This window comes from Acinetobacter sp. F9 (assembly GCF_019195275.1).
GTDB classification, from domain to species: Bacteria; Pseudomonadota; Gammaproteobacteria; order Pseudomonadales; family Moraxellaceae; genus Acinetobacter; species Acinetobacter pseudolwoffii.
Window position 1 is genome coordinate 2,539,990 of the sequence record NZ_CP078068.1, and the last position, 24,965, is coordinate 2,564,954.

The following is a 24,965-nucleotide window of genomic DNA, read 5'->3' on the forward strand; positions in this document are numbered from 1 at the left end:
TATATCAATGAAAATTAGCGAAAATTGGCTACGCACATGGGTCAACCCAGCCATCGATAGCGACAAGCTTTCTGATCAATTGACCATGTTGGGTCTTGAAGTTGATGAACTTGCTCCTGCAGCAAAAGCATTTACAGGCGTAGTGGTTGGTGAAGTTCTGACAGTAGAACAGCATCCGGATGCAGACCGTTTACGTGTGACCACTGTGAATATCGGTACAGCTGAGCCATTACAAATCGTCTGTGGCGCGCCAAACGTACGTGCAGGCATGAAAGCGCCTGTAGCAACCATTGGTGCGGTATTGCCGGGTGATTTCAAAATCAAGAAAGGCAAGCTACGTGGTATTGAGTCTCAAGGGATGCTGTGCGGCGCTTCTGAGATTGATCTCGAAGATAAAATTGACGGTCTGTTAGAGCTACCAGACGACGCAGCTGTGGGTGTCAACATTCGTGAATATCTGGATCTTGATGACAATGTGATTGACATCAGTATCACGCCGAACCGTGGTGACTGTTTCAGCATTCGCGGGATCGCACGTGAAATTGGTGTGATTAACCAATTGCCAGTGACTGCGCCTGAAATTAAAGAAGTGACTGCAACCATTGCTGATGAAAAGCAGGTTGTAGTCAGCACTGAAGGCTGTCCACGTTACTTAGGTCGTGTGATCAAAAACGTCAATACCAAGGCAGCGACTCCTGTATGGATGGAACGCGCATTAGCACGTTCAGGTATTCGTCAGCACAGTATTCTGGTCGATATTACCAACTATGTCTTGATGGAGCTGGGTCAACCGCTACATGCATTTGATGCTGCTAAAGTGCAAGGCGCAGTCCATGTACGTCAAGCCACTGCGGACGAAAAACTTGTGCTTTTAAACGAGCAAGACGTTGAGCTTTCTGACAACGTGATGGTGATTGCGGATGACGAAAAAGCATTGGCGATTGCCGGTATCATGGGTGGCCTGTCTTCAGCAGTCAGTGATGCAACCACTGAAATTTTCCTGGAATCTGCTTTCTTCGCGCCATTACATATTGCCGGTCGTGCCCGTAGCTTTGGTTTACATACGGATGCCTCACAACGTTATGAACGTGGTGTGGACTTTGAATTGCCATTAATTGCAATGCACCGTGCATCTCAGCTTATTTCTGAGCTGGCTGGCGGTGAATTCGGACCAATCACCGTGGCGGAAAAAGCTGAACTTTTGCCAAAACGTGATGCGATTGAATTAAACCAAGCTCAAGTCGATCAGTTATTAGGTTATAAAGTTGAAAGCGACTTTATTACTGATGCATTGACACGCCTTGGTTGCACGGTGACGGTAAAAGCAGAAGGCGAATGGTCTGTAGTTCCGCCATCACATCGTTATGATATGGCGATTTATCAGGACTTGATTGAAGAAGTTGCACGTATTCATGGCTATGACAACATTCAAATCAGTCTGCCTGTGATTGATGTGAAGTTGGCGAAATACCAGGATCAGTTTGAACTGGGTCAATTACGTCAAACGGCGGTGACTTTAGGCTATCAAGAGGCGATCAGTTTTAGCTTCGCTGACTTGAAGCTTGAAAAGCAACTTAATTCCGGTGTGAATCCATTAGCATTAGCAAATCCAATTTCAAGTGATTTGGCTGTCATGCGTTCTACCTTATTGTCTAGTCTGATCCCTTGTGTTCAGTACAATGTTAATCGTCAGCAAAGCCGTGTACGCTTCTTTGAACTGGGTTTACGTTTTGACTATCAGGAAGCCAGCAGCATTCATGATTTAAAACAGATTCCAACCTTTGCGCTGATTGCAACCGGTTCACGTCATGTTGAATCTTGGCATGCTAAACCTGCTGCAATGGACTTCTTTGACTTTAAAGGTGATGTAGAAGAAATTCTGGCTGCCGGCCGTGTCAAAGTAGAATATGTACGTTCAGAGCGTAGCTGGTTACACCCAGGTCAATCCGCAGAAATTCTCGTGAATGGTCAATCAATTGGTTACCTAGGGCGTCTACATCCTTCTCTGGAAGACGAGCTTGATCTGGCAACGACTTGGGTGGCAGAATTGGATCAAACGGCTGTTTTGCAAACTTATGTATCTAATTTTACAGAATTATCACGTTTTCCATCGGTTCGACGTGATATTGCGCTTTTAATTAGTGATAAGATTAATGTTAGCGAAATTCAGGGACTTATCGAAAAAACAGGTGGGGAACTTTTAGACTCGACGTGGTTATTCGATGTGTACACTGGACAAGGAGTAGAAGAAGGGAAACGCTCACTGGCATTTGCACTTCTCTGGCAGCATCCAAGCCGTACACTGGAAGATGCTGAAATTAAATCAGGTATGGATAATATCCTTCAAGTGTTAGAAAACACTTACCAAGCGACATTGAGGGCTTCATGACAGCACTAACTAAAGCAGAAATGGCTGATCATTTAAGTGAGCTCACGAGTTTAAACCGTCGTGAAGCAAAACAAATGGTTGAGTTGTTTTTCGATGAGATTAGCCAAGCGCTGATCTCAGGCGAACAAGTAAAACTTTCGGGTTTTGGTAACTTCGAGTTGCGTGATAAGCGTCAACGTCCAGGCCGTAATCCTAAAACGGGTGAAGAAATTCCGATTTCTGCACGCCGTGTGGTGACCTTCCGTGCGGGACAGAAGTTCCGTCAACGTGTGGGAAATGAGCAGATCAACTGATCTGCTTTTTTTTAAATTCTGTTATTTTTCTAAATTTCAGTTTTTAAAATAAAAAAAAAGAGAGCTCAAGGCTCTCTTTTTTTGTACTGAATAATCTAAAAGATTATTGAGCAGCAGCTTCAGAAGCAGCAGTAGCGTCAGCAGCAGCGTCAACAGCAACAGCAGCAGCAGCGTCAGCTTCAGCAACAGCAGCAGTTTCAGAAGCAGCAACTTCAGAAGTAGCTTCTACAGCAGCAGCGTCAGCAGCAGCTTCAGCTTCAGAAGCAGCTTCTACAGCTTCAGATGCAGCTTGGTTAGCGTCAGCAGCAGCGTCGTCAGCTTTTTTAGCACAACCAACGAAAGCTAGAGTAGTAGCAACTGCAGCAGCAATAGCGATTTTTTTGAATAACATGGCATCACTCTCTAAAAATTGAGATTAAAAAAAACCTAAGTTAGTCTGTTAAGTGCTTTTATTGTTCCTAATTGTGTTAGGGACTAACAACGCAGGAGCAGTCTAACTGGTCTGCAAATATGCTATCACTGCGCCTTTTTAATTGCTACTAGCAAGACTCAAAAAAGTACTGAAAAATGCTAAAAAATCATAAGTTTTTAACAGAAAATAACAATGGAATGAAACATTTAGATTGGAGAAAGGCTTGTTAAGTTTTTAAAAGTTATACAATTTTTAATTTGATTATTTTATTAATCAAAAACTTAAAAATAAGTTTACATAAATGAGGCTCGATTGTTTCATTGTGTAATTTATGTCAACCTAAAAAAAGGCCACCGCTTAGGTGACCTTTCATTTGAAATTTTAATTCGAGGCTTTACGTTTCATCTGATCAAAGAAGTCATCATTGGTCTTGGTTTCTTTCATACGATCCAGTAAGAACTCCATCGCTGCCAATTCATCTTGAGTATGCAGCAGCTTACGCAGAATCCAGACTTTGCGCAGATTGTCTTCTGACATCAGGCGTTCTTCACGGCGAGTACCAGATTTCTTGATATTCATCGCAGGGAAGACACGTTTTTCAGCAATACGGCGATCCAGAGTAATTTCCTGGTTGCCTGTACCTTTGAATTCTTCGTAGATCACTTCATCCATCTTGCTGCCTGTTTCAATCAGGGCAGTAGAGATAATGGTGAGTGAACCACCTTCTTCAATATTACGTGCAGCACCGAAGAAACGTTTAGGACGTTCTAATGCATGCGCATCTACACCACCGGTCAAGACCTTGCCTGATGAAGGAATCACCGTGTTATACGCACGTGCCAGACGGGTAATCGAATCCAGCAGAATCACCACATCTTTTTTGTGCTCAACCAGACGTTTGGCTTTTTCAATCACCATTTCAGCGACTTGAACATGACGTGCAGGTGATTCATCAAAGGTCGACGCAACCACTTCACCGCGAACGGTACGTTCCATCTCGGTGACTTCTTCTGGACGTTCATCAATGAGAAGAACAATCAGAATAGCTTCTGGGTTATTACGAACAATCGATTGCGCAATACTTTGCAGCAACATGGTTTTACCGGCTTTTGGCGGTGCCACAATGATTGAACGTTGACCTTTACCAATCGGTGCCACCAAGTCGATCACACGTGTAGTTAAATCTTCAGTGGTACCATTACCGAGTTCCATCACCAGCTGTTCAGTCGGGAACAATGGGGTCAAGTTTTCGAATAAGATTTTATTACGTGAATTTTCAGGGGTGTCGTAGTTAATCTGATTAACTTTAAGTAAGGCAAAATAACGTTCGCCTTCTTTTGGTGGACGAATAGTGCCAGTAATGGTGTCGCCAGTACGTAGGTTAAAACGACGAATTTGAGAAGGACTGACATAGATATCGTCAGGGCCTGCTAAATAAGAACCTGCGGCTGAGCGTAAAAAGCCAAAACCATCTGACAAAATTTCTAGAACGCCATCACCAAAAATCTCTTCGCCATTCATTGCATGACGTTTTAAGATGGCAAAAATAATGTCTTGCTTACGGTTACGAGCCATACCTTCAAGGCCCATAAACTCGGCAATCTTGATGAGTTCGCCAATCGGTTTTTTCTTGAGTTCGGTTAAATTCATAGGTGGTCAGATAGAATCAAAGTTCTGAGGTACAGGTTAGAAAGGGAGTAACATTCGGCCGCATACAAGCATTCAAACGAAAGCAATTGAATTTGCAAAAGAACAATTCAGAGATCTGTTTGAGTGTTTCAAAGAAAAATGTGAAAAACAATTTCTATTGCCGAGCGGCATCTTATGTAATGTGTCTTGTAAGAAATTGGCAGGATTTAAGATCCTTTATCTCTTGAGTAGCAAATATAAGAGAAAATGTCGGCTTTGTCAATTTATAGCCGAAAAAAATACGCGATTGTCAGTCGCGTATTTTTTACTGAAAATGCTGGACTTAGATATTGTCATCAATAAACGCAGTCAGTTTAGATTTTGGCGCAGCACCCACTTGAGTTGCAACAACTTCACCATTTTTGAACATCAACAAAGCCGGGATATTACGGATGTTGAAATTTACGGCAGTTTGTTCGCAAGAAGTTACGTCAACTTTCACGATTTTAACTTTGCCCTGGTATTCATCAGCAAGCACTTCTAGTACGGGTGCAATTGCTTTACATGGTGCACACCAGCCCGCCCAGAAGTCGACCAGTACAGGTACGTCTGATTGAAGAACGTCTGCTTCGAAGTTTGCGTCAGTAGTGTTTACGATGTTGCCAGACATGGAATGTGCTCCAGATTAATATTTTAAAGATAACTAATTATTAGTATTACATAGCCATCTTTAACAATGTAGGGGAATCTGTAAATTTTCAATGCTTAATGTTATTTTGTCTAATGGATGATCACGATAGTGATGATCGTGTCCTACTATTGTTCCCGATATAAAAAGAATCATGCATCAAATTGTCGCTACAAATGGCTTTTAAATTGCATGCATGTGAATTACTCTAAGCACAATTCGTTAAAGGTTTATTTCCGGAATGTCTGACTTTTTGATTGATGAAGAATTACTTGCCGCCATCGATATGGGATCAAATAGCTTTCATTTGGCCATCGCACGTGTAGATCATGGCGAAGTTAAAAAAGTGGCATCAATGTCAGAAAAAGTTCAGCTTGCCGCTGGACTCGATGAAAATAAAAATTTAACCGAAGCTGCACAGCAACGGGGTTTGGCCTGTCTGGCACGTTTTGTCGGACGTTTAGGTGCAGTTCAGCCAAATCGTTTACGGATTGTGGCGACCAATGCCTTGCGTCAAGCCAAAAATGGGCATGAATTTATTCAAAAAGCTGCAGAAATTCTACCCAAACCAATCGAAATTATTGCCGGCCGTGAAGAAGCCCGTCTGATTTATCTCGGGGTTTCGCATACCATGGCCAACAGTGGTCGTCGTCTGGTGGTTGACATCGGTGGCGGTTCGACTGAGCTGATTATTGGTGAAGAGTTCGAGCCGATTCATACTGAATCGGTGCAGATGGGCTGTGTCGCCTTTACCAAGGCTTATTTTCAGGATGGTGAGATCAGTGCCAAAGCTTTTGATAAAGCGGTTACTGCGGCGCGTAAAGAAATCTCCGGAATTGCCAATACCTATAAAGAAGCCGGCTGGGATGCGGTGGTCGGTTCCAGTGGCACGATCAAGGCCTGTCGTCAGATTTGTATCAATATGGGCTGGAGCAATGACAAAGAACAGCTCACCCGTGAAGGCCTGGAAAAACTCAAAGACAAACTGCTCAAATATAAATATGTCTCGGATATGGAATTCGAAGGTCTCAAAGAAGACCGCCGCGCGGTATTGCCGGCTGGGATTGCCATTCTCTATGCTGTGTTTGATGTGCTCGGAATTAATCATCTGGTTTATTCGGATGGTGCGCTGCGTGAAGGCGTGATGTATGACTTGCTTGGCCGTTTCAAGCATGAAGATATCCGTGATCGTTCCGTACATGCCCTGATTGGTCGTTATAATGCCGATGCCAAACAGGCCGAGCGTGTGGTCCAGACTGCACAAAAACTGTTTAATGACGTGGAACATGAACTGGGCCTGACGATAGAGGATAGCGATCTGTTACGTCGTGCTGCCTATCTGCATGAGATTGGTTTGGCGATCAGCCATAGTGGTTATCATCGTCATGGTGCCTATTTATTACAACACTCGGATATTGCCGGTTTCTCACAAGTCGACCAAAATCATTTGTCACATTTGGTCGCACACCATCGCCGCAAATTGCGCGTTGATGCCAAGCATGATGTGATGAAAGTCGGTGGATCGAAACTTTTATGGTTATGTTTGCTGCTTCGTCTGTCGGTTTTGGTCAATCACAGTCGTAGTGATGAGATGCTTCCTGCCATTGAACTCAAGGTTGAAAATGCGCAACAATGGCAGCTCAGCGTGTCTGGTGATGCCCGACAATGGCCATTGCTGGTGGCTGAACTGCATGATGAACAGCAGCAATTTAAAAATTGGGAGATTGAACTCTCGATTCAATCCGAACAGTTTGTTAATTAATACCTTTATAGGGATGAAAACGGTTAACCTATGAAAAATAAAGCGACTCCATCAAAAGCATGGGCGACAGTGCAGATTGCACGTCATCCGGAACGTCCACAATTTCTGGACTATGTGGGTGAAATATTCACTGAATTTGATGCTTTACATGGTGACCGCCTATATGGTGATGATGGTGCGATGATTGGTGGTCTGGCGCGTTTTGATGGTCAACCTGTGATGATCGTCGGTCAGCATCGTGGTCGTAGTACCCGTGAAAAATTACAGCACAATTTTGGCATGAGTAATCCTGAGGGTTATCGTAAGGCGCAGCGTCTGTTAGACATGGCTGAACGTTTTAATCTGCCAGTCTTCACTTTTATTGATACCATGGGTGCTTATCCTGGTGTTGGTGCAGAAGAACGTGGTCAGGCTGAAGCCATTGCCACCAGTCTGGCGCAGCTTTCCAATTTGAAAGTACCGGTGATTGCAACTGTACTCGGTGAAGGCGGTTCAGGTGGCGCACTGGGTATTGGTGTGGCAGACCGTGTGGTGATGCTGTCTCACAGTATCTATTCAGTGATTTCACCTGAAGGCTGTGCATCGATTCTTTGGAAAACTGCCGAAAAAGCCGAACAGGCCAGTGAAGCCTTGGCGCTGACTGCAGAAAAATTGCAGAAAATGGGCATTGTAGAATATGTGGTGGATGAAGGTGAGGGCGCTCATTTAAATCCGGATCATGTCATGAACAGCTTGAAAGCAGTGTTAAAAGAAGCTTTGAATGAACTGCAACCAATGGAAGCGCAAGCACGATGCGAAGCACGTTACCAACGTTTAATGAAGTTTGGCAGCGACAATTTAGGTCTGGTTTCTTAAAACAGCTGCAGGGCTTTCCTGCAGAGACAAAATTTCTCATCGGGTGCAGTGGCGGCGTAGATTCTATGCTGTTGCTGCATCTGATGTTTTTTTTATGCCCGGAAAAAGTTCGGGCGATTTATATCGATCATCAATTACAAGCTTTTAGTGCAGATTGGGGCAAGTTCGTGGCAGATCGATGCCAGCGACTGAATATTCCCTGCATCATCCAGCCGGTTCGGGTCGAAAATGGCAATCTGGAACAGCAAGCGCGTCATTGCCGTTATCAGGCTTATTTACAACATTTGCAAACGGATGAAATTCTGGTGCTGGCGCATCATCAACAGGATCAGGCAGAAACCTTAATGCTACGTTTATTGTCTGGTACTGGCGTGGATGGTTTAGCGGCCATGAAACAGGTTGATGTACGTGAAAATCTCACCATTTGGCGGCCACTGCTGGATATTTCCCGTGAGCAGATTTGCCAATGGGCAAAACACTTAAATATTCAAAATATTGAAGATCCGAGCAATGCTGATACCCATTATGACCGGGCCTGGGCACGCCAGACCTTGTGGCCAGTTTTGAGTGAACGTTATCCGAAAATGCAGTCTGCGCTGGTACGCACCAGTGAACTGATGCAAGATGCCCAGGAAATTTTGCAAGAAGTATTACAACAAGATTTACAGGCGTGTGGAACCGATACGCAACTTGATTTGTCTAAACTTCTACAACTGTCAAGATCACGGCAACGCCAGTTACTCTCCGTCTGGATGAAAGGCGAAGCGCAGTATCGCCCCTCTTTAGATATGGTCGAGCGTCTGCAACGCGAGGTAATTCATGCCAAACCCGATGCGCAGGCGGCCTTACACTGGAAAGATTATTACTATGTACGCTATCAGCAGCAACTATATCGTTTGACAGAAGAGGTTTATTTGGCCGAGCAGCAACAGCTTCAAACTGGCCTAAAAACCTTGAAAATTGCGTTAAAAGATCATGTGCAGGTCTTGTCCGGAAAATATGTCATTGAATCTGCAAAGGTGGGTTTATCCACAGCATTATTGCAGCAGCCCTTATACTTGCAGCAGCGTCAGGGGGGTGAAAAGATCCATCTCTATGGTCGTGTTGGCGCCTGGCCGCTGAAAAAAGCCATTCAGGAAGCGCAAATATTTCCTTGGGTTCGGCATACTATTCAAATATTAAGCACAGATAATGTTATGCTAGGCGTGTTTACCCCTAAAGGATTTTGGTTGGCCCAATCTGCATATTGTGAAGCAGGGGGATGGCTGCCGATTTCGGTTTCTTCAACTTTAGAACTCAACAACGAGCATTAAACATGAGTGCAGCTTTAAATTGTAATATTAGTTTTATTGGTGGCGGTAATATGGCCCAAGCCTTAATTGGTGGCCTGATTTCGCGTGGTTTGCCAACAACACGTATTACAGTTTCTGATCCGGTCGAACAAGTCCGTGCCTTACTGGCGGAAAAAGAAATCAACGTGACCGATGATAATAGCGCTGCAATTCAGGATGCAGATATTGTGGTGTTTGCGGTAAAGCCTCAAGTTTTGGCACAAGTGTTACAGCCTTTAAAAGGTCTGGTCAATGATAAGCTGATTATTTCCATTGTTGCCGGTGCGGAAATAGCGACATTGGCAAGCTTATTGGGGACAGCGCGTATTGTACGGGTCATGCCGAATACGCCAGCCTTGGTACAAACCGGGGCGCATGGTCTATACGCCCATGAAGATGTAGAAAATAGTGACCGTGATTTGGCCAGTCAGGTTTTAGCCTCTACGGGCTTGACCATTTGGGTGAATTCAGAAGCGCAAATTGATGCGGTGACTGCTGTATCGGGTTCGGGGCCGGCTTACTTTTTCTATATGATGGAAAGTATGATTCGTGCGGGCAAAAATTTAGGGCTGGATGAAAAAGTGGCTACGGCGCTGACCTTGCAAACGGCTTTAGGTGCGGCACAAATGGCGATCACCAGTTCGAACACCCCAGCCGAGCTGCGTAAAAATGTGACCTCTCCAAATGGAACGACACAGGCAGCCCTTGAAGTCTTCGATCGCGCCCAGATTTCTCAAAATATTCAGGCCGCACTTGCCGCTGCACAAAAACGCAGTCAAGAACTGGCACAAGAGCTCAGTGAAAGCAGCAAATCTTCAGTTTAATTTTTAGGAACGTTCAAGTATGGGTGCAAATTCTGCGCTAATTTTTGGCATTATCATTAACGTCGCGATTTTGCTCGTATTCTTCCGATTTTTAATGCAATTGGCTGCTGTCAGCCCCTACAATCCCGTGGTTCTTTCGACTGTAAAAGCCACTAAAATTGTAGATGTGTTTGGTCGAATTTTCCCAACTTTGGCCAAAGGCCGTGTCAATACTGCCGCTTTGGCATTATTGGTGGTACTGTATTTGCTGAAAATTTTCGGCATGATGTATCTCTCTGGTGGCATGCCGAATGGTCCTGTGCATTTACTGATTTTGACCTTTGTCACCATGATGCAGGACTTGATCCGTTTCTGTCGTTATTTGATTTTCGCTACGATTATCTTAAGTTGGGTGGTGATGTTTACCCAGTCTCGTTCACCGTATATTGAAGTGGTTCAGGAGTTGGCTGAACCATTGCTGGCACCTTTCCGTAAGATTATGCCAAATATGGGGATGATCGATCTCTCTCCAATTTTTGCTATTTTAACCTTGATCATCATTGAAATGATCATGAATCAGGTGGCAATTGTATTGTTGACCGGACTTTAATCGGATTCAAATAAAAAGGACGCTGAGGCGTCCTTTTTATTTGCGCCTCCCTTTTCTAAAGGGAGGTTGGGAGGGGTTTAAATTTCCCCAAACCCCTCTTTTTCAAAGAGGGGCTTTACCTTACATCTTCCAACTCAAAATTATGGACTTCAAGAAAGGCATAGGAATAAGTAAATGAAATTTTCTCTTCCTTTGGGATGAGGACATTGCTTCGTAAGGGAGGAGGGGGTTAAAACCAACCTGCATCCCCTTGCCGAATATATGCCTCATCTCCTATAGGGAGGAAGGGGCTTAAAGGCGCATTAATGCGCCTCATCCCAGTTTTTACCTTTACCGACTTCAACCAGCAACGGTACAGAAATCTGCAATACCGATTGCATGACTTCAGCCAGTTTCGGTGCCAATTCATCGGCAATAGCTTCATCGACTTCAAACACCAGTTCATCGTGGACTTGCAACAGCATTTTGGCCTGATCTTTTGGCAACATCTTGTCGACTTCAATCATTGCCATTTTAATGATATCTGCAGCCGAACCCTGTAGCGGGGCATTAATTGCAGCACGTTCTGCCGCTTTACGCACCATCATATTACGAGCATCAATATCCGGTGTATATAAACGACGACCAGAAACGGTTTCGACAAAACCTTGATCGAGTGCCACCTGACGGGTGCGTTGCATATATTCATAAATCCCCGGATAACGATGGAAATACTGTTTAATGTATTCTTGTGACTCTTGACGAGTAAAGCCCAACTGACGGGTTAGACCGAATTCAGACATGCCATAGAGCAGACCAAAATTCACGGCTTTGGCTTGGCGACGTTGATCATTTGTCACCTCTTCAAAAGCGATGCCCAAAACTTCTGCTGCAGTACGACGATGCACGTCCTGACCGTGATTAAAGGCATGTACCAAGGCTTCGTCTTGGGAAAAATGCGCCATGAGGCGTAATTCAATTTGTGAATAATCGGCAGCGAGTAGTACACGACCTTTCGGTGCTACAAAAGCTTTACGAATTTGACGGCCAATTTTCTCGCGAATAGGAATATTTTGTAAATTTGGATCTGTTGAAGATAGACGACCCGTTGCAGTCAGCGCTTGATGATAACTGGTGTGTACGCGGCCACTGTCATTATTGGCTTGTTTGCATAAACCATCGGTATAGGTGCTTTTCAGTTTAGACAGGCCACGATATTCCAAAATCAATGCGGCAATCGGATGATCCAGTTTTTCTAAAATACTTTCACTGGTGCTGTATTGGCCAGTCGAGGTTTTCTTGCCGCCTTTGAGGCCCAGCTTATCAAACAAAATTTCACCGACTTGTTTTGGTGAGCTGACATTAAAACTTTGGCCTGCTAATTCAATAATCTGGTTTTCCAGATTCTGAATGGTTTGTGCAAATTCTTCACTGAGCTGGTCAAGGAAATGCACATCTAACTGAATGCCATTTTCTTCCATTTTCGTTAATACACGTGCCACCGGCATTTCAATGCGATGCAAAAGCTGACTTAATTCAGGATGGACTTTGAGTTTTTCATCCAAAACTTCATAAAGACGATAAGTGACATGAGCATCTTCAGCAGCATAATGTGCGGCGGTTTCCAGCGGAATCTGGTTAAAGGTTTTCTGTTTGGCTCCTTTACCGGCAACTTGTTCATAGGTCGTGGTCAGATGGCTCAAATACAGACGCGCCACATCATCCATACCATGACGGGTTGCCACAGAATTCAGCACATACGATGCCAGCATGGTATCAAAATACCAGCCTGCCAAATGAATGCCATGGTTTTCCAGTACATGCGCATCATATTTCAGATGATGACCAATTTTCTGTACGCTGTCATCTTCCAGAATCGGCTTGATCTGTGCCAAGATGACTTCACGATTGAGCTGTTCCGGTGCGCCTTCATAATCATGGGCCAAAGGAACATAGTAAGCATCGTTGGCATCAAAGGCGACCGAGAAGCCGACAATCTGCGCGATACGATAATCCAGACTGGTGGTTTCAGTATCAAAGGCAAAACGTTTTTCGCTACTTAAGCGCGCAAACAGCTTGTCCCAGTCCTGCTGGTTTAACACACTATGATAGGTTGCTTGACCTAGCTGATCATCGCCACTGGTCACATAAGCATGATCTTCTGTGGTGTCTGGCAGAGTTGCTGGTTTGGCGGTAATGGATCTTGCCGCCTGTTTATAATTTGAATGATTCGGGTTGTTTGGGTGATCTAAGGATTGTAGCTGATTACGAAATTCCAGCTCGGTGTACAAATGACGTAAGGTCTCGACATTCGGCTCACCCAGTTTTAAATCGTCATAACCAAAGTTAAGATCCAGATCGATCACAATACTGGCCAGTTGATGGTCCAGTGCAATGCCATCCACATGCTCTTTAATATTTTGACCGACTTTGCCTTTGATCTTGTCGACATTTTTCAAAATGCCGCCAATCGAACCATATTCGGTCAGCAGTTTTGCCGCAGTTTTGGCACCGACACCTGGCACGCCCATGATGCCATCAGAAGCATCGCCCATCAGGGTCAGGTAATCAATAATCTGATTTGGCCATACGCCAAACTTTTCAAACACGCCATCGACATCCAGCGGCTTTTCTTTAAAGCTGTCTTCCAGGGTCACTTTGTCTGTGACCAATTGCGCCATATCTTTATCACCAGTCGAAATCAGCACCTGATGTCCCAGGGCTTCGGCACGTTTGGCCAATGTCCCGATAATGTCATCGGCTTCGGCACCCGGTAAGGTATGCAGGGGAATACCCAGCGCACGAATCAAGGCATGCAAATAAGGAATCTGTTCGGATAATTCCGTCGGCATGCTCGGGCGGTCACCTTTATAAATCGGTGAAAGCTCATGCCGGAACGTCGGTTCTGGCGTATCGAAAATCACCGCCATATGGGTCGGTTGGATCCGACGCATCAGTTTTTGAATAGCAGAAATCGCACCACGAATTGCATTGGTATGTAAACCGGTTGACGTGGTTAATGGTGGCAGTGCGTGAAAGGCACGAAATAAAAAGTAAGAGCCATCGACCAAGACAAATGGTGGCATGTAATCAATTCCTTATTCAAAATACAGCGCTATTGTACGTGATTTTTACTACGCTCGCTGAGGCGAGTCTGAGTTTACAGCTTAGCGAATATCGGCTGAAGATGAAATAAGCAGCACAAGCTGTTGTATGATGGAATGATTCAGGAAAGAGAAATATAAGAATGGCTGCAGGACGCAATGAGTTACGCATGATCTGGCTGATTACTCTGCTAATTGTTGGGATCAGTGCCTGGTATCTGGATTATCAGATTGTGACTTATCTGTGTGGCGTGGGTTTTCTCTTCAGTGTGATGCAATATGTCAGCGCAGTAGAAGCCCCGCTACAGCAACTGGCTGCACAGCAGCAGAGGTCTCTGGAACGCAATTCAAAAGTTCCTTTATATGTCTCTTCAATTATTGCAATTGTTGGTGGGCTGGCCGAGCTTGACTGGTTGATGGGCATCGGGATTACCGCTTGGGTGTTCTTTTTACTCCGATGGCTGCAACGTCTGGAAGGACGCTTGATACAGTTGCAATCTTATTCTGACGATGCATCACCTTCAATACCACCGAACTGGTCTGATGCTGCACCTGTGACTACTCAACCGGCTCTCAATTCTCAGTCTACGCCTAATCTCATCGATCAAGTGCAGCGCTGGATCTTTCAGGGCAATCCGGTCTTAAAAGTTGCCATTAGTATTTTAGTGATCGGGATTATTTTGTTGCTGCGTTTTGCCACCGAGCACTGGCAGCTGAGTCTGGCTGCTAAATTAGGTCTGGTTGCGCTGGCCAGTTTGTTTGTAACAGGACTGGGCTATCGGCTGATTCCTAAAAACCGCAGTTTTGCTCTGGCGCTGGAAGGATTAGGTTTAGGGAGTTTGTTCCTGACTTTATTCTTTGCCTATTACAATCTGGTGATTCCAACACTACCGCTGGCAGCATGTGTATTTATCATCATTTTGGCAATGACGCTGTATTTAAGTCTGAAACAGGAAAGTATCGAACTGGCCATAATGGCTTTGCTGATTGCTTATCTGGCGCCGTTTACCTTGCCAATCCGAGATGCTTCCGCTGTTGAGCTGATCAGTTATTACTTGCTGATTAATGTCGGGGTGGCAGTGCTGAGCAGCTTCCGCCCCTGGAAAATTCTCAATCAGATTGCCTTTTTAATTACGGCGATTGTCGGTGGAATGTATAGCCTGATTCATGGTGATACTCATGAGCGTTATGCCATGACTGTGCTGATTCTGGCGCATAGTGCGCTGTTTATCTGGCTGGGTTTTCGTTTTAGCCAGTTGCTGGCACGACAGGATTTGTCCCGTTTTCAGCTAAAACCGGTACTCGACTTGGCCTTGATTTTTGCCGCACCGATTACTGCTTATATTTTTCTGTATCTGATTCACTTTAATCAGCCCGATCAAAAACTCTGGCAAGCCGGTCTAAGTCTGTTGTTCGCAGGGGGCTTTGCCACTTGTTGGACTTTATTGCGCCGAAAACAAACGATTCAGCTTATTTCACAAAGTTATCTCAGTCTGATGCTGATTTTTCTGGCGCTGGTACCACCGATCTTACTGACAGAGCAATGGAGTGTGGTCGGCTGGGCAGTGGAAGGGGTGCTGATTTATTTATGGGCCTTGGAAAAAAATATTCGGGTGGCACATTATCTTAGTATGGGCTTATTGCTAATGGCCGGACTCAGCAGCTTGTATTATCTGGTCGAGATCAATCCAACGCCGCGTATGATTTTCTGGATTCTGAGTCTGTGTTATGTCGCAGTCGTGGTCATCAGTCAGCTTAAAGAAAAATACCAAGAGCAATTGAATGTTCTGAGTGTCAGCTTTCTCAGTAGTTTAACGGTTGCGGCCAGTTTGATGCTCTTTGCCTTGCTGGAAGATGAATTTTCAAGTCAGCATGCCTATGTGTTGAGCTTATTCAGCATTGTCTTGGGCTATGTACTGTTGAATGAAATCATTCTGCGCAAACATCAGCAATGGTCGTGGTTGCTGCCGAAGTGGAGCGGCATTTCACCTTTGATGGTCATCGCCGTGATTCTGGTTTTGGATCGTAGTCAAAATGCGGTGATTGTCTGGAATAGTACTCTGGAGCGTGGTTTTTTTGCTTTTTCGATGCTATTGCTGGCCATGCTGTGGCTCAGGCCGCTGGCTGGATTACAACTTTCCAAAGAGTGGATAAGTTTGGGTGTTTTCTCCAGTTTGGCTTTGGCAAGCCTGTGTCTGATCCCGGGCATGCCTTATCTGAGCATGGCGATTTTACCTCTATTGTTGTGTCTGTGGTGTTATCGACAGGATTCACAATCTGGCTGGCAGCAGCTTTGGCAAAGCAAGAGTTGTCTGTTACTGATGGGAGTCTGGCTGATATGTTCACAACTGTTCAGTCAACAGGTATTCCAGTATTACTGGCTGCCACTGCTTAATCCCTTTGATCTGGTCAGTATCGCCATGTTGGCCAGTTTTATCTGGATGCTGTTGCAACAGATCCAGGCTGGCCGTGATAAGGGCATGATGGCTGTATTGATGGTGCTGAGTCTGCTCTGGCTTTCCAGTTATATCGTTCTGCGAGCTTTACATGTGTACTTGCAGACGCCGTTTAATGAGTTGGCCTTATGGAGTAATGCCACGGTTCAGCTTAGCCTCACCATACTCTGGGTATTGCTGGCCTGGATTACCATGTGGACGGCGACCTTAAAAAATCTGAAGCCAATGTGGATTCTGGGCGGCAGTATTCTGGTGATTGTGACCTTAAAATTGGTGCTCTTTGACCTGTCGCATATTGGCACCCTGACGCGAGTCATTTCCTTCTTGCTGGCAGGTGGGGTGATGCTGCTGATTGCCTATATTGCACCGATGCCAGAGAAAACTGATTGAATCCTCTCCCTAAGCCTCTCCTTTAAAAAGGAGAGGGAATCGAAGGGTTATTTTAGATCAGGCTCTCTTTTGAGGGCCTTGTCATTGGCGTATTGGTCAATATCAACATTCTCTAAGGGGCGAGATAATGGATGGTCGACAAAGCCCATTTTCGGCACTGGAATTTCAATCTGATTATCGACAAAGCCATTACGAATCCGTTCCTGCATTTCATCGCGTACTTTCAGATAATTTTCCTGCTGGCACCAGATCGCAAATAACAACTCGATGGATGATTCACGAAAGGCGGTAACGGTGACTGCAGGTTTCGGGTCAGCCAAAACTAATGGATACTTATTGGCGACATCCAGCAGCACTTCTCGTACTTTAATAATATCTTCGTGGAAATTGATCGCCAGCGTAATCGGAATACGCCGTATCGGAAATTTTGACAGGTTCTGTACCGGTGCCCGAATCAGCTGTTCATTCGGCAAACGTACATAGATATTATCCTGCGTGAGGAGTTTGACTGAAAGCAGGTCAATCGAAATCACTTCACCTTCAATGGTATGCCCACGAATCAAGGTGATTTGAATAGTATCGCCGACTTCGAAAGAACCCTCACCAATCAGGAACAGACCGCTGATCAGGTTGGATGCCGAGGTTTGTGACGCAAAACCCAAGGCTACGGTGAGAATCCCGGCAGCCCCGAGGAAGACACTCAGTTTAAAACCGGCTTCTTTCAGGCTGGCCATTACAAACAGCAGGAAAATAAAATAGAAAATCCCGCGGCGCCAGACCAGCTTCTGATGGGCATTAAAACGTACACCAATGGTCCGAATAAAGGTATTGGAAATAAAGCGCGCAATCAGGAAACCAATAAAACATAACACCACCGCGACCAAAATTTCGGTTAAACGGTCGGTATTGATATTGGTAAATACTCCCTTCAGGCTGTTGGTGACTTCGGTCGGAATATTTGAACTTGGCATCAGACGCCCTTAGAAAAATGAATCAAACATATTAAATAAAGCGCCCGCCGGATCACGCGGTGGATGCAGATAGGCGACTTCACCGGCATTTGGCGGGGTACGGTTCTCCACCCGAATACGCGGTGGGCGGTCCGAACCTTCATGCAAGACCCGGATTTGCGAGGTCCATAAGCGCCCGGTACTTTCACTGTAAAATAACGGCAGGGCAGGCACCGGGACATTCATCCGGTCAAAGCGCAATTGCTGGTTACTGGTATTGTGAAATTCAATCGGTGTAACCGCACGAAAAGCGCGTGGATGCAATTGTTTCAGTTCAGTTCTGCCATCGACTGCAGTGGCATAGCAGATTTCACCTGAGCGATGATTCGGCCCAAACCAGGTGTCTTTTGGCAAGATCACCGGGAGATCAAAAATTGGTTCGCGCTGCCCCTCGACAAAACCAGCAATCCATAAGGGCGTGCTGATATAAAGCGTACCACGTTGTCCGGCAGGAATATAAATCGGATCAACCGGCTTGATCACCACCGAACGGTTTGCCAAACGTGGCATCAACTGTAATTTATTTTGGGTGGATTTGAACATATAACGTTCAATGTGCACCGGCGCTGGAAAGGCAAAGTTCGGATCATCAATCTGATGCCATTGCTGCTCATAATCATATTGCACCACAGGACGATAGTATTCCAGTCGCCATTCCTGAATGCCTCGAGTCAGACGAAACAGCAAGGAACCAAACTGCCAGGCTTTGGATTGATTTATTTCAAAAATCTGTTCTCCCCACCAGCGCATTTTCGCTGTATTCGGGATTAATTCATCTTTATCTTGCGGCAATGTTGGCACCCTTTCTTGCTAAATCTTTGAAAACATACTTCACGCTGTCATATGCTTAGAGTACACTCAATTTAAATTTTTTCATCATTATTATAATCCGCGATGCAAGTACTTAAACAATTACAAATCCCATATAGCTTCGCCAAGCGCCATGGTGTGCTGTTGCGTTATGAGGGAGATCAGGCCTTTATTCTGCGTCGTGACAATACCTCGATGCTTGCATTGCAGGAAGCGCGCCGTCTGCTCGGTTATCCGGCTCATTTTCAGCTGTGCAGCGAACAGGAATTTAACCAGTTACTCAGCTCCAGTTTTGCCGGAGATAGCGGCGAATCACAACAGGTGGCTGCGGGTCTGGAAGATCATCCGGATTTACTCAGTCTGGCCGATTCCGTACCTGAAGCTGAAGATCTGATGGATCAGGAAGATGATGCGCCGATTGTACGACTGATCAATGCATTATTGTCTGAAGCGATTCGGGTCGGGGCTTCCGATATTCATATTGAATCTTTTGAGAAAAAACTGTCGGTACGTTTACGGGTCGATGGCCAGCTCCGTGAAATTGTCCAGCCACGCCGTGAACTTGCGCCGCTTTTGGTCTCGCGGATTAAAGTCATGGCCAAACTGGATATTGCGGAAAAGCGTATTCCACAAGATGGTCGTATTTCCTTGCGTCTGGCCGGACGTGAAGTCGATGTCCGTGTATCTACTTTGCCATCCTCTCATGGTGAGCGTGTGGTGATGCGTCTGCTGGACAAGCAGGCCGGTCGTTTAAATATGACCCATTTGGGCTTGATGAATAATGACTATGATCGACTGAAAACTCTGGTGCATCGTCCACACGGCATTATTTTAGTCACTGGCCCCACCGGTTCGGGTAAAACCACCACCTTATATGCCGCACTTTCTGACCTGAATGATGGTTCCAAAAACATCCTCACCGCTGAAGATCCGATTGAATATCAACTGGAAGGTATTGGTCAGACCCAGGTGAATACCAAAGTGGATATGACCTTTGCACGTGCCTTAAAAGCCATGCTGCGCCAAGATCCTGATGTGGTGATGGTGGGTGAAATTCGTGATCTGGAGACCGCAGAAATTGCGGTGCAGGCCTCCTTGACGGGGCATCTGGTGTTGTCGACCCTGCATACCAATACCGCGATTGGTGCTGTCACGCGTTTGAAGGATATGGGCATTGAGCCGTTCCTGCTTTCAAGTTCCCTGATTGGGGTAATTGCCCAGCGTCTGGTCAGAACGTTATGTCCGCATTGCGCGACCTGGCATGAAGCAGATGCTTTTGAAAAGAAACTGTTTGAAAATATTGAACATCCACAGGATTTAAGACTGCCGCAACCACAGGGTTGTGAACGCTGTGGCAATACTGGTTTTAGTGGGCGTACTGCGATTTATGAAATTGTGCCCGTCGATGATCATATGCGCCGTCTGGTTCATGGCAATGCGGCCGAATACGAAATAGAAAGTTATGCACGGCAGCAATCCGGTTCGATTCGGGATGATGGTCTGCGCAAGGTATTGGCAGGGAAAACTACCATTGAAGAAGTGTTACGGGTCACCAATGAAGCAGCAGAATAATTTTCTAATCTGCTGCTTTTAATGACTTGTCCTCAGGATATCTGGATATTTACCAGAGGCTGACGATTTTTTTCATCAGTTGGGCCCGAAAAGGTGCAGTCGGATTACCCGGATTCCGCTGAGTTTCATTTTCATAGAAGGTCTGCCAGGCCTGCGCCATTTCTAAAGTAACCCCATCCTGTTTCATTTTTTCAACATCGGCTGTGGTGACACGCTGGAAACGGACTTCGGCATCTTTGGGGCCAGCACCCCAACCAATGATACCTTTACCAAATTCAGGCAGAATCATATTGTTGGGTGTTGCAGGAATGGGCAGACGTTCAATCTCGGCATTAACTACAGATTTTACTTGGGGGCGAACTTTTTCTGAAATTTGCAGCTCTGCAAAAGAGGCAGTCGCAATGCTGAACAGGAGAGAACTAGAAATAAATAATTTAAACATAAGGTGATTTAAAATAAATTATTGCAAATAAGAATCATTATATATAAGTATTAAGATTTTTGCTTTTGTTTTGAAAATAGAATTGGCCTTTAAGGGAAGATGCAGCGATTAAAATTTTATAATAGCGCTCTAGCTATCCTGAAGCATTTTTTCAGGATAGCGGTTGAATCGAAAAATTAAGTAATGACGTTTAAGTTCACATCAATATTATTGCGGGTTGCATTTGAATACGGACAGACAATATGCGCGGCATCTACCAGTTTTTGCGCTTCTTGCTGATCCATACCTTCAAGATGGATATTTAAAGTCACCTCAATACCAAACCCGGTCGGAATTGGACCAATTCCTACATCACCCTCGATATAAGCATCTTTACTCATATTCAGTTTGTCACGATTGGCAACAAATTTCATCGCACCCAAGAAACATGCCGAATAACCTGCGGCAAAGAGCTGTTCAGGGTTGGTTCCACCACCAGGGCCCCCCATTTCTTTGGGCACGGCCAATTGTACATCTAAAATCTGATCGTCAGAGGTGGCGCGGCCATCACGACCACCTGTGGCTTTGGCATGTGCGGTATAGACGGCTTTTTCTAATGACATGAGCTTAATCCCTATTTATTGTTCATGGAGCTTCTATGCTCGGCGATTTTGCCTGAAGAATAAGCAGGGATTTTGTTAATTTATGCAAGTATCCGGGCAGGTTTCTTAAGAAAGTTGTAGCAGTTTACGATGTTGCATTAAAGGCATGGATTCACGGATTTTTTGCTGTTCACTTAAATCAAAGTCCACCGTAATCAAATGGGCGCCATCAGCATGGATCATATTCAAAAGTTGGCCGCGGCTATTGGTGGCAGCTGCATGCCCCCAAGTCTGACGTTTTTCACCATGCCAGCCTTGTTGAGCAGCGCCAAGTACCGAACACTGGCTATCCATGGCACGGGTTTGCAGCAATAACTGCCAGTGCATTTCACCGGTGGTATAGGTAAATGCAGAAGGCGCAGTCAGCAGGTTTGCACCCTTAGCACGTAAGCTTAAAGCCAGTTCTGGAAAGCGCAGGTCATAACAGACCATCAAGCCGATATTGCCAAAAGGAGTCTTGGCAACGACCACATCTGTGCCGGGTTCAAAGAATTTGGACTCCTGATAACCACCGACAGCATCGCCGACTTGCACATCAAATAAGTGAATTTTGTCATAGCGCGCTTCAGTTCGTTCAGGACTGATACACAGACTGACAGTACGCACCCGGCCATCTTGAATGATTGAACCATCCGGACGATAAGGGCAGGGCAAAGTCCCGGCCACAATCCAGGTTTGATATTGATGGGCAAGTTGTTCTAGACGTTGTTGAATGACTTCAAATTGTGCAGCAGTTTCACGTTGTTTGCCTGCTGCGAAACAGACGAAATTTTCCGGGAAAACAATTAACTCAGCACCATTGGCCTTACTTTGTTGAATTAAAGACTCAATCTCCACAAAATTGGCGTCAATTTCATTTTGAGAATTCATTTGTGCAACAGAAAGTAAAGTCATGCGGTCCTCTTATATAGTCGTTATACCTTTTGCTCGGAGATTTTATCTAAATTGTCTTGCTCTTTCTGTAACTGTTTGACTAAAGGTTCAAACATATTCTGGTTGCTTTGATTTAGCTTCATCAAGGTTTTATGCGCATCCAGAACGGTATTTAGCATATTTTGATGCGTGACATGTTCTTCCATCAGCGCACGGGTGCAGACATTCGGATCGCCACAATAATTCAGAATCACAAACACCTGGCTCAGTCCCATACTGTTGGCCAAAGTAGTAATGTCGGAATTGGTAGAAAGCATAACAGCCTGAATATTATGTACTTGTTTGAGTTTCAGTCCTAACTTGGCCAAAACACCGAGTACGGTACTGTCAATAAAACTGGTTTCGGTGAGATCAACGATAGCGCCAACTACATTGTCCTGCTGTTCAATTTTGTTCAGTAATTTGTCTAGACTAATACAAGATTGGGCACGCACTTCGCCGATAAGCTTAAAAATATGCGTTCCATTCAGACTTGCATATTCAACATGACCTGTTGACATATAAATGCCATTTGCAGAGAAGGATATTAAATTATCCCATAGGGTGTATTGATACTCAAGTAGCTGAAAGTGGTAATCAAATTAAGTGCTTATAAAGTCTGTAAATATACTGCTAATTTACGCGGATAAAGCTTAAAAAGGCGATATCGTCGGCCACATGTTCTGGAGCCTGAAATGACTCATTCTGCAAGTGATGTAATAATTGTGAAAATTGCTCATTTAATCCACCATCAAAGGGTTCCAGTGCACCATCTGAACAGATAATAAAACGGGCATTAGGGCTTAATACCCATTCGTTTTCTTCAACCTCAAGCTCTTCGGTCAGGCCTAAAGGGAAGCTGCTGGTAGAGAAAATCTGAGGTTCTTGATTGGGTTCAAATATAATCGGTGGGGGATAATGTCCGGCACTGGACCATTTCAATACATGGGTTTCCAGATTTAAAATCCCGGCAATCATGGTGATGTGCTTTTCAATATTTTCCTGCATTAGCATGCCGTTAAGCTTTTTAATCAGCTCTCGCGGCGTTTTGGAGCGACCGTGAAAAGCCGCCATCCAGGACGTGAGTAAACTACTGGTGACGCCATGTCCAGATACATCGGCCAAATAGAAAATCACTTCTTTGTCGCTAATTTTCCAGTAATCATACCAATCTCCTGAAAGATAGGCTGAAGGCTGAAAATAAGTTTCGACCTCATAATTGGTCAGTTTAATCGGGTTGGGTAACAATCTTTTTTGTAGTTCTGCCGCAGAAGGCAGATCACGGCTATCCTGGTTACGTTTATATTGCGCATCAATTTTTTGCAGCGCCAGGTCAGGATTTTCAGGAAGTTTATTCCAGATCCAGCCTGCCAGCGCCCCTTGCTCCCAAGCCTGAGCCAACGCTGTGCCTTCATGCTCTAAGGCCAGCACAATGGTAGGCAGATTCCACTTATATTTCAGATAGTCATGTACATCTGCAATTGCGATAATCGTAGAATCATACAGCTCATGATCATCCAGATAGATCATCTGAATATGCGGAAGCGTATCAAGTACCTGATCTAAATAGGGAATATCACGAGTCGGTTGAATGAAATACATAAAAAAGTGATTCGATCTCAGGGTTGGTTATACGATGTACTATAACAAGCAAGGTATTGCTAGCGAACAGATTTCACTAGCAATCATACATCAAGCATGAACTTAAAGATCTTCTTCTGAAGATTCAATATTGTTCTCATCAAAAGGTATATCTTCAGAACTATCTTCTTCGAAGTCATCTTCTAGGAATAGGGTATCTTGTTCTGTACCTTTCTTTTCAGCAATCGCGTAATTGGTGCGTTGCAAATAAATATCCCGAATCTGGGCATAACGATCACCGGTCAGCACCCCTTCAACATCCAGTATTTCCGAGCGGTTATCAATGGCACGCCAGAACTGGTCGGTCCAGTAAAGCCCATCTTCATCTTCGAGAAGATATTTTTGTGGGCGGGTTTGACTATCTACAGCAGTACCAATCACCCCACGCACTGAACTTGGGCCTAAAAATGGCAACATAATATAAGGACCAGACGCAACACCATAATAACCCAAAGTAGTTCCAAATCTCTCGTCTTCATGACTTAAACCAAGGCGACGTGCCGGATCAGCCAAACCTAAGGTCGTTAAAGTATTAATGGTAAAACGTCCCAAGGATTTTGCTGCGCGGGTCGGACGGCCCTGAATCAGCTGATTGACTACATTCCAGGGTTCCCCCAGGTTATTACGGAAATTGGTGTAGCTGCCGCGGACATCCTGTGGAACTTTCTCAACATACTGAACAGCTATAGGACGTACCACAGTACGGTCAATCGCATCATTAAACTGATAAATCTTTCTATTTAACGGTTGGAAAGGATCTTTGACTTCTTCAGCCTGTGCTGCACTGGCATCGACTTTTAGCTGTGTCTGTAATTGTTGTGCCTTGGCCGATATTTTGGTTCTGAGTGGCGTTTTCAAAGATTCATTTTCCACATCCGTGTTGACCTCTGCGAAAACATGTACGCTTGATACTAGAGAAAATAAGCATATAGATAAGTAAATAGAACGATGCATAAGGAAACCCGAGGCCTTGTCTGAGTAAGGAGCACTACTTATTAGTATAAAAATAATAAACGTTATATTCACGAATAGACATCATTTAAGCAAATTTGTATAAAAAATGAATGAAAATACACAAAAAGAGTAAAAAATGTACATGCAAAATAATTTTCTTGAAAAAGGTGTTGCAAGCGCTCTGAAATGCTGTAGAATGCACATCCATCGGCAGTGATGAAGATTAAAACTTCTGATAAAACAGTAACTTAGCACGAGGTGTTAAGATTGGGTTTTGTTGGT

General features: G+C 44.7%; 21 protein-coding genes. 9 read left to right on the forward strand and 12 right to left on the reverse strand.

What is annotated here, in order from left to right; translation table 11 throughout:
• Positions 1–7 precede the first annotated feature (7 nt).
• Both pheT and KT990_RS12100 read left to right on the forward strand, forming a co-directional pair.
• On the forward strand, positions 8–2,389 hold the full coding sequence (pheT, locus tag KT990_RS12095; RefSeq protein ID WP_218208853.1) for a phenylalanine--tRNA ligase subunit beta: 2,382 nt from the start codon (positions 8–10) through the stop codon (positions 2,387–2,389).
• Complete coding sequence (locus KT990_RS12100) at positions 2,386–2,682, forward strand: integration host factor subunit alpha (RefSeq protein ID WP_004783565.1); 297 nt, start codon at positions 2,386–2,388, stop codon at positions 2,680–2,682. The genes pheT and KT990_RS12100 overlap by 4 nt, the downstream gene beginning before the upstream one ends.
• A gap of 103 nt (positions 2,683–2,785) precedes the next feature.
• On the opposite strand, the gene KT990_RS12105 is transcribed toward KT990_RS12100, so the two are convergent.
• The 3 genes from KT990_RS12105 to trxA form a co-directional block, all read right to left on the reverse strand.
• The gene (locus KT990_RS12105) at positions 2,786–3,073 is read right to left on the reverse strand and encodes a hypothetical protein (protein WP_004647530.1); all 288 of its coding nucleotides are present in this window, start codon (positions 3,071–3,073) and stop codon (positions 2,786–2,788) included.
• A 402-nt stretch (positions 3,074–3,475) separates the two neighbouring features.
• A complete protein-coding gene (gene rho / locus KT990_RS12110; RefSeq protein ID WP_005095808.1) occupies positions 3,476–4,744 on the reverse strand; it encodes a transcription termination factor Rho in 1,269 nt (422 codons plus the stop codon).
• Between the two features lie 322 nt (positions 4,745–5,066).
• Positions 5,067–5,393: a thioredoxin gene (gene trxA / locus KT990_RS12115; protein ID WP_004278266.1), complete on the reverse strand. Its 327-nt coding sequence runs from the start codon at positions 5,391–5,393 to the stop codon at positions 5,067–5,069.
• Between the two features lie 259 nt (positions 5,394–5,652).
• Between trxA and ppx the strand changes: the two genes are divergently transcribed.
• The 5 genes from ppx to KT990_RS12140 are packed head-to-tail and all read left to right on the forward strand — an operon-like array spanning position 5,653 to position 10,772.
• On the forward strand, positions 5,653–7,173 hold the full coding sequence (ppx, locus tag KT990_RS12120; RefSeq protein ID WP_074384073.1) for an exopolyphosphatase: 1,521 nt from the start codon (positions 5,653–5,655) through the stop codon (positions 7,171–7,173).
• Between the two features lie 30 nt (positions 7,174–7,203).
• Entirely contained in the window at positions 7,204–8,028 is an 825-nt protein-coding gene (locus KT990_RS12125) for an acetyl-CoA carboxylase carboxyltransferase subunit alpha (protein ID WP_005095813.1), read from the forward strand.
• Complete coding sequence (gene tilS / locus KT990_RS12130; protein ID WP_218208854.1) at positions 7,965–9,341, forward strand: tRNA lysidine(34) synthetase TilS; 1,377 nt, start codon at positions 7,965–7,967, stop codon at positions 9,339–9,341. Before KT990_RS12125 ends, tilS begins: the two co-directional genes overlap by 64 nt.
• A 2-nt stretch (positions 9,342–9,343) precedes the next feature.
• Positions 9,344–10,183, forward strand: coding sequence for a pyrroline-5-carboxylate reductase (gene proC / locus KT990_RS12135; RefSeq protein WP_005095818.1), 840 nt, complete (start codon positions 9,344–9,346; stop codon positions 10,181–10,183).
• 19 nt (positions 10,184–10,202) lie between these two features.
• A complete protein-coding gene (locus KT990_RS12140) occupies positions 10,203–10,772 on the forward strand; it encodes a YggT family protein (protein WP_005095820.1) in 570 nt (189 codons plus the stop codon).
• A 302-nt stretch (positions 10,773–11,074) separates the two neighbouring features.
• On the opposite strand, the gene polA is transcribed toward KT990_RS12140, so the two are convergent.
• Positions 11,075–13,837: a DNA polymerase I gene (polA, locus tag KT990_RS12145; protein ID WP_218208855.1), complete on the reverse strand. Its 2,763-nt coding sequence runs from the start codon at positions 13,835–13,837 to the stop codon at positions 11,075–11,077.
• A gap of 161 nt (positions 13,838–13,998) precedes the next feature.
• Here polA and KT990_RS12150 point away from each other — a divergent pair, with 161 nt between their 5' ends.
• Entirely contained in the window at positions 13,999–16,701 is a 2,703-nt protein-coding gene (locus KT990_RS12150; RefSeq protein WP_218208856.1) for a DUF2339 domain-containing protein, read from the forward strand.
• A 47-nt stretch (positions 16,702–16,748) separates the two neighbouring features.
• On the opposite strand, the gene KT990_RS12155 is transcribed toward KT990_RS12150, so the two are convergent.
• Positions 16,749–17,672 (reverse strand): mechanosensitive ion channel family protein, encoded by a 924-nt coding sequence (locus KT990_RS12155; RefSeq protein ID WP_005095828.1) that lies wholly within the window; start codon positions 17,670–17,672, stop codon positions 16,749–16,751.
• A gap of 9 nt (positions 17,673–17,681) precedes the next feature.
• The gene (locus KT990_RS12160) at positions 17,682–18,461 is read right to left on the reverse strand and encodes a hypothetical protein (protein WP_167381259.1); all 780 of its coding nucleotides are present in this window, start codon (positions 18,459–18,461) and stop codon (positions 17,682–17,684) included.
• A 144-nt stretch (positions 18,462–18,605) separates the two neighbouring features.
• Between KT990_RS12160 and gspE the strand changes: the two genes are divergently transcribed.
• Positions 18,606–20,093 carry a type II secretion system ATPase GspE gene (gspE, locus tag KT990_RS12165; RefSeq protein ID WP_005172539.1) on the forward strand — a complete coding sequence of 496 codons (1,488 nt, stop codon included), beginning with the start codon at positions 18,606–18,608 and terminating at the stop codon, positions 20,091–20,093.
• Positions 20,094–20,142: 49 nt separating this feature from the next.
• Here gspE and KT990_RS12170 read toward each other — a convergent pair whose 3' ends face one another.
• From KT990_RS12170 to KT990_RS12195, 6 genes are all read right to left on the reverse strand, one after another.
• A complete protein-coding gene (locus KT990_RS12170) occupies positions 20,143–20,535 on the reverse strand; it encodes a DUF4951 domain-containing protein (RefSeq protein WP_005095834.1) in 393 nt (130 codons plus the stop codon).
• 176 nt (positions 20,536–20,711) lie between these two features.
• Positions 20,712–21,137, reverse strand: coding sequence for an organic hydroperoxide resistance protein (locus KT990_RS12175; protein WP_005095836.1), 426 nt, complete (start codon positions 21,135–21,137; stop codon positions 20,712–20,714).
• Positions 21,138–21,242: 105 nt separating this feature from the next.
• Positions 21,243–22,070: a carbon-nitrogen hydrolase family protein gene (locus KT990_RS12180; protein ID WP_159138730.1), complete on the reverse strand. Its 828-nt coding sequence runs from the start codon at positions 22,068–22,070 to the stop codon at positions 21,243–21,245.
• A 20-nt stretch (positions 22,071–22,090) separates the two neighbouring features.
• On the reverse strand, positions 22,091–22,609 hold the full coding sequence (gigB, locus tag KT990_RS12185) for an anti-anti-sigma factor GigB (RefSeq protein WP_004647542.1): 519 nt from the start codon (positions 22,607–22,609) through the stop codon (positions 22,091–22,093).
• A gap of 112 nt (positions 22,610–22,721) precedes the next feature.
• Complete coding sequence (gene gigA / locus KT990_RS12190) at positions 22,722–23,690, reverse strand: RsbU family protein phosphatase GigA (RefSeq protein WP_218208857.1); 969 nt, start codon at positions 23,688–23,690, stop codon at positions 22,722–22,724.
• Between the two features lie 102 nt (positions 23,691–23,792).
• Entirely contained in the window at positions 23,793–24,683 is an 891-nt protein-coding gene (locus KT990_RS12195) for a VacJ family lipoprotein (protein WP_074384079.1), read from the reverse strand.
• Positions 24,684–24,965 lie beyond the last annotated feature (282 nt).

What these genes read in the sequence shown, in the direction of transcription:
- ppx (WP_074384073.1), top strand. Translation starts at nt 5,653, where the DNA reads ATGTCTGACTTTTTGATTGATGAAGAATTACTTGCCGCCATCGATATG.
- KT990_RS12155 (WP_005095828.1), bottom strand. Translation starts at nt 17,672, where the DNA reads ATGCCAAGTTCAAATATTCCGACCGAAGTCACCAACAGCCTGAAGGGA.
- KT990_RS12180 (WP_159138730.1), bottom strand. Translation starts at nt 22,070, where the DNA reads ATGACTTTACTTTCTGTTGCACAAATGAATTCTCAAAATGAAATTGAC.
- gigA (WP_218208857.1), bottom strand. Translation starts at nt 23,690, where the DNA reads ATGTATTTCATTCAACCGACTCGTGATATTCCCTATTTAGATCAGGTA.
- KT990_RS12195 (WP_074384079.1), bottom strand. Translation starts at nt 24,683, where the DNA reads ATGCATCGTTCTATTTACTTATCTATATGCTTATTTTCTCTAGTATCA.
- KT990_RS12150 (WP_218208856.1), top strand. Translation starts at nt 13,999, where the DNA reads ATGGCTGCAGGACGCAATGAGTTACGCATGATCTGGCTGATTACTCTG.
- KT990_RS12125 (WP_005095813.1), top strand. Translation starts at nt 7,204, where the DNA reads ATGAAAAATAAAGCGACTCCATCAAAAGCATGGGCGACAGTGCAGATT.
- KT990_RS12170 (WP_005095834.1), bottom strand. Translation starts at nt 20,535, where the DNA reads ATGTTTAAATTATTTATTTCTAGTTCTCTCCTGTTCAGCATTGCGACT.
- tilS (WP_218208854.1), top strand. Translation starts at nt 7,965, where the DNA reads ATGCGAAGCACGTTACCAACGTTTAATGAAGTTTGGCAGCGACAATTT.
- KT990_RS12140 (WP_005095820.1), top strand. Translation starts at nt 10,203, where the DNA reads ATGGGTGCAAATTCTGCGCTAATTTTTGGCATTATCATTAACGTCGCG.
- KT990_RS12105 (WP_004647530.1), bottom strand. Translation starts at nt 3,073, where the DNA reads ATGTTATTCAAAAAAATCGCTATTGCTGCTGCAGTTGCTACTACTCTA.
- gspE (WP_005172539.1), top strand. Translation starts at nt 18,606, where the DNA reads ATGCAAGTACTTAAACAATTACAAATCCCATATAGCTTCGCCAAGCGC.
- KT990_RS12175 (WP_005095836.1), bottom strand. Translation starts at nt 21,137, where the DNA reads ATGTCATTAGAAAAAGCCGTCTATACCGCACATGCCAAAGCCACAGGT.
- gigB (WP_004647542.1), bottom strand. Translation starts at nt 22,609, where the DNA reads ATGTCAACAGGTCATGTTGAATATGCAAGTCTGAATGGAACGCATATT.
- proC (WP_005095818.1), top strand. Translation starts at nt 9,344, where the DNA reads ATGAGTGCAGCTTTAAATTGTAATATTAGTTTTATTGGTGGCGGTAAT.
- rho (WP_005095808.1), bottom strand. Translation starts at nt 4,744, where the DNA reads ATGAATTTAACCGAACTCAAGAAAAAACCGATTGGCGAACTCATCAAG.
- KT990_RS12100 (WP_004783565.1), top strand. Translation starts at nt 2,386, where the DNA reads ATGACAGCACTAACTAAAGCAGAAATGGCTGATCATTTAAGTGAGCTC.
- polA (WP_218208855.1), bottom strand. Translation starts at nt 13,837, where the DNA reads ATGCCACCATTTGTCTTGGTCGATGGCTCTTACTTTTTATTTCGTGCC.
- trxA (WP_004278266.1), bottom strand. Translation starts at nt 5,393, where the DNA reads ATGTCTGGCAACATCGTAAACACTACTGACGCAAACTTCGAAGCAGAC.
- KT990_RS12160 (WP_167381259.1), bottom strand. Translation starts at nt 18,461, where the DNA reads ATGCGCTGGTGGGGAGAACAGATTTTTGAAATAAATCAATCCAAAGCC.
- pheT (WP_218208853.1), top strand. Translation starts at nt 8, where the DNA reads ATGAAAATTAGCGAAAATTGGCTACGCACATGGGTCAACCCAGCCATC.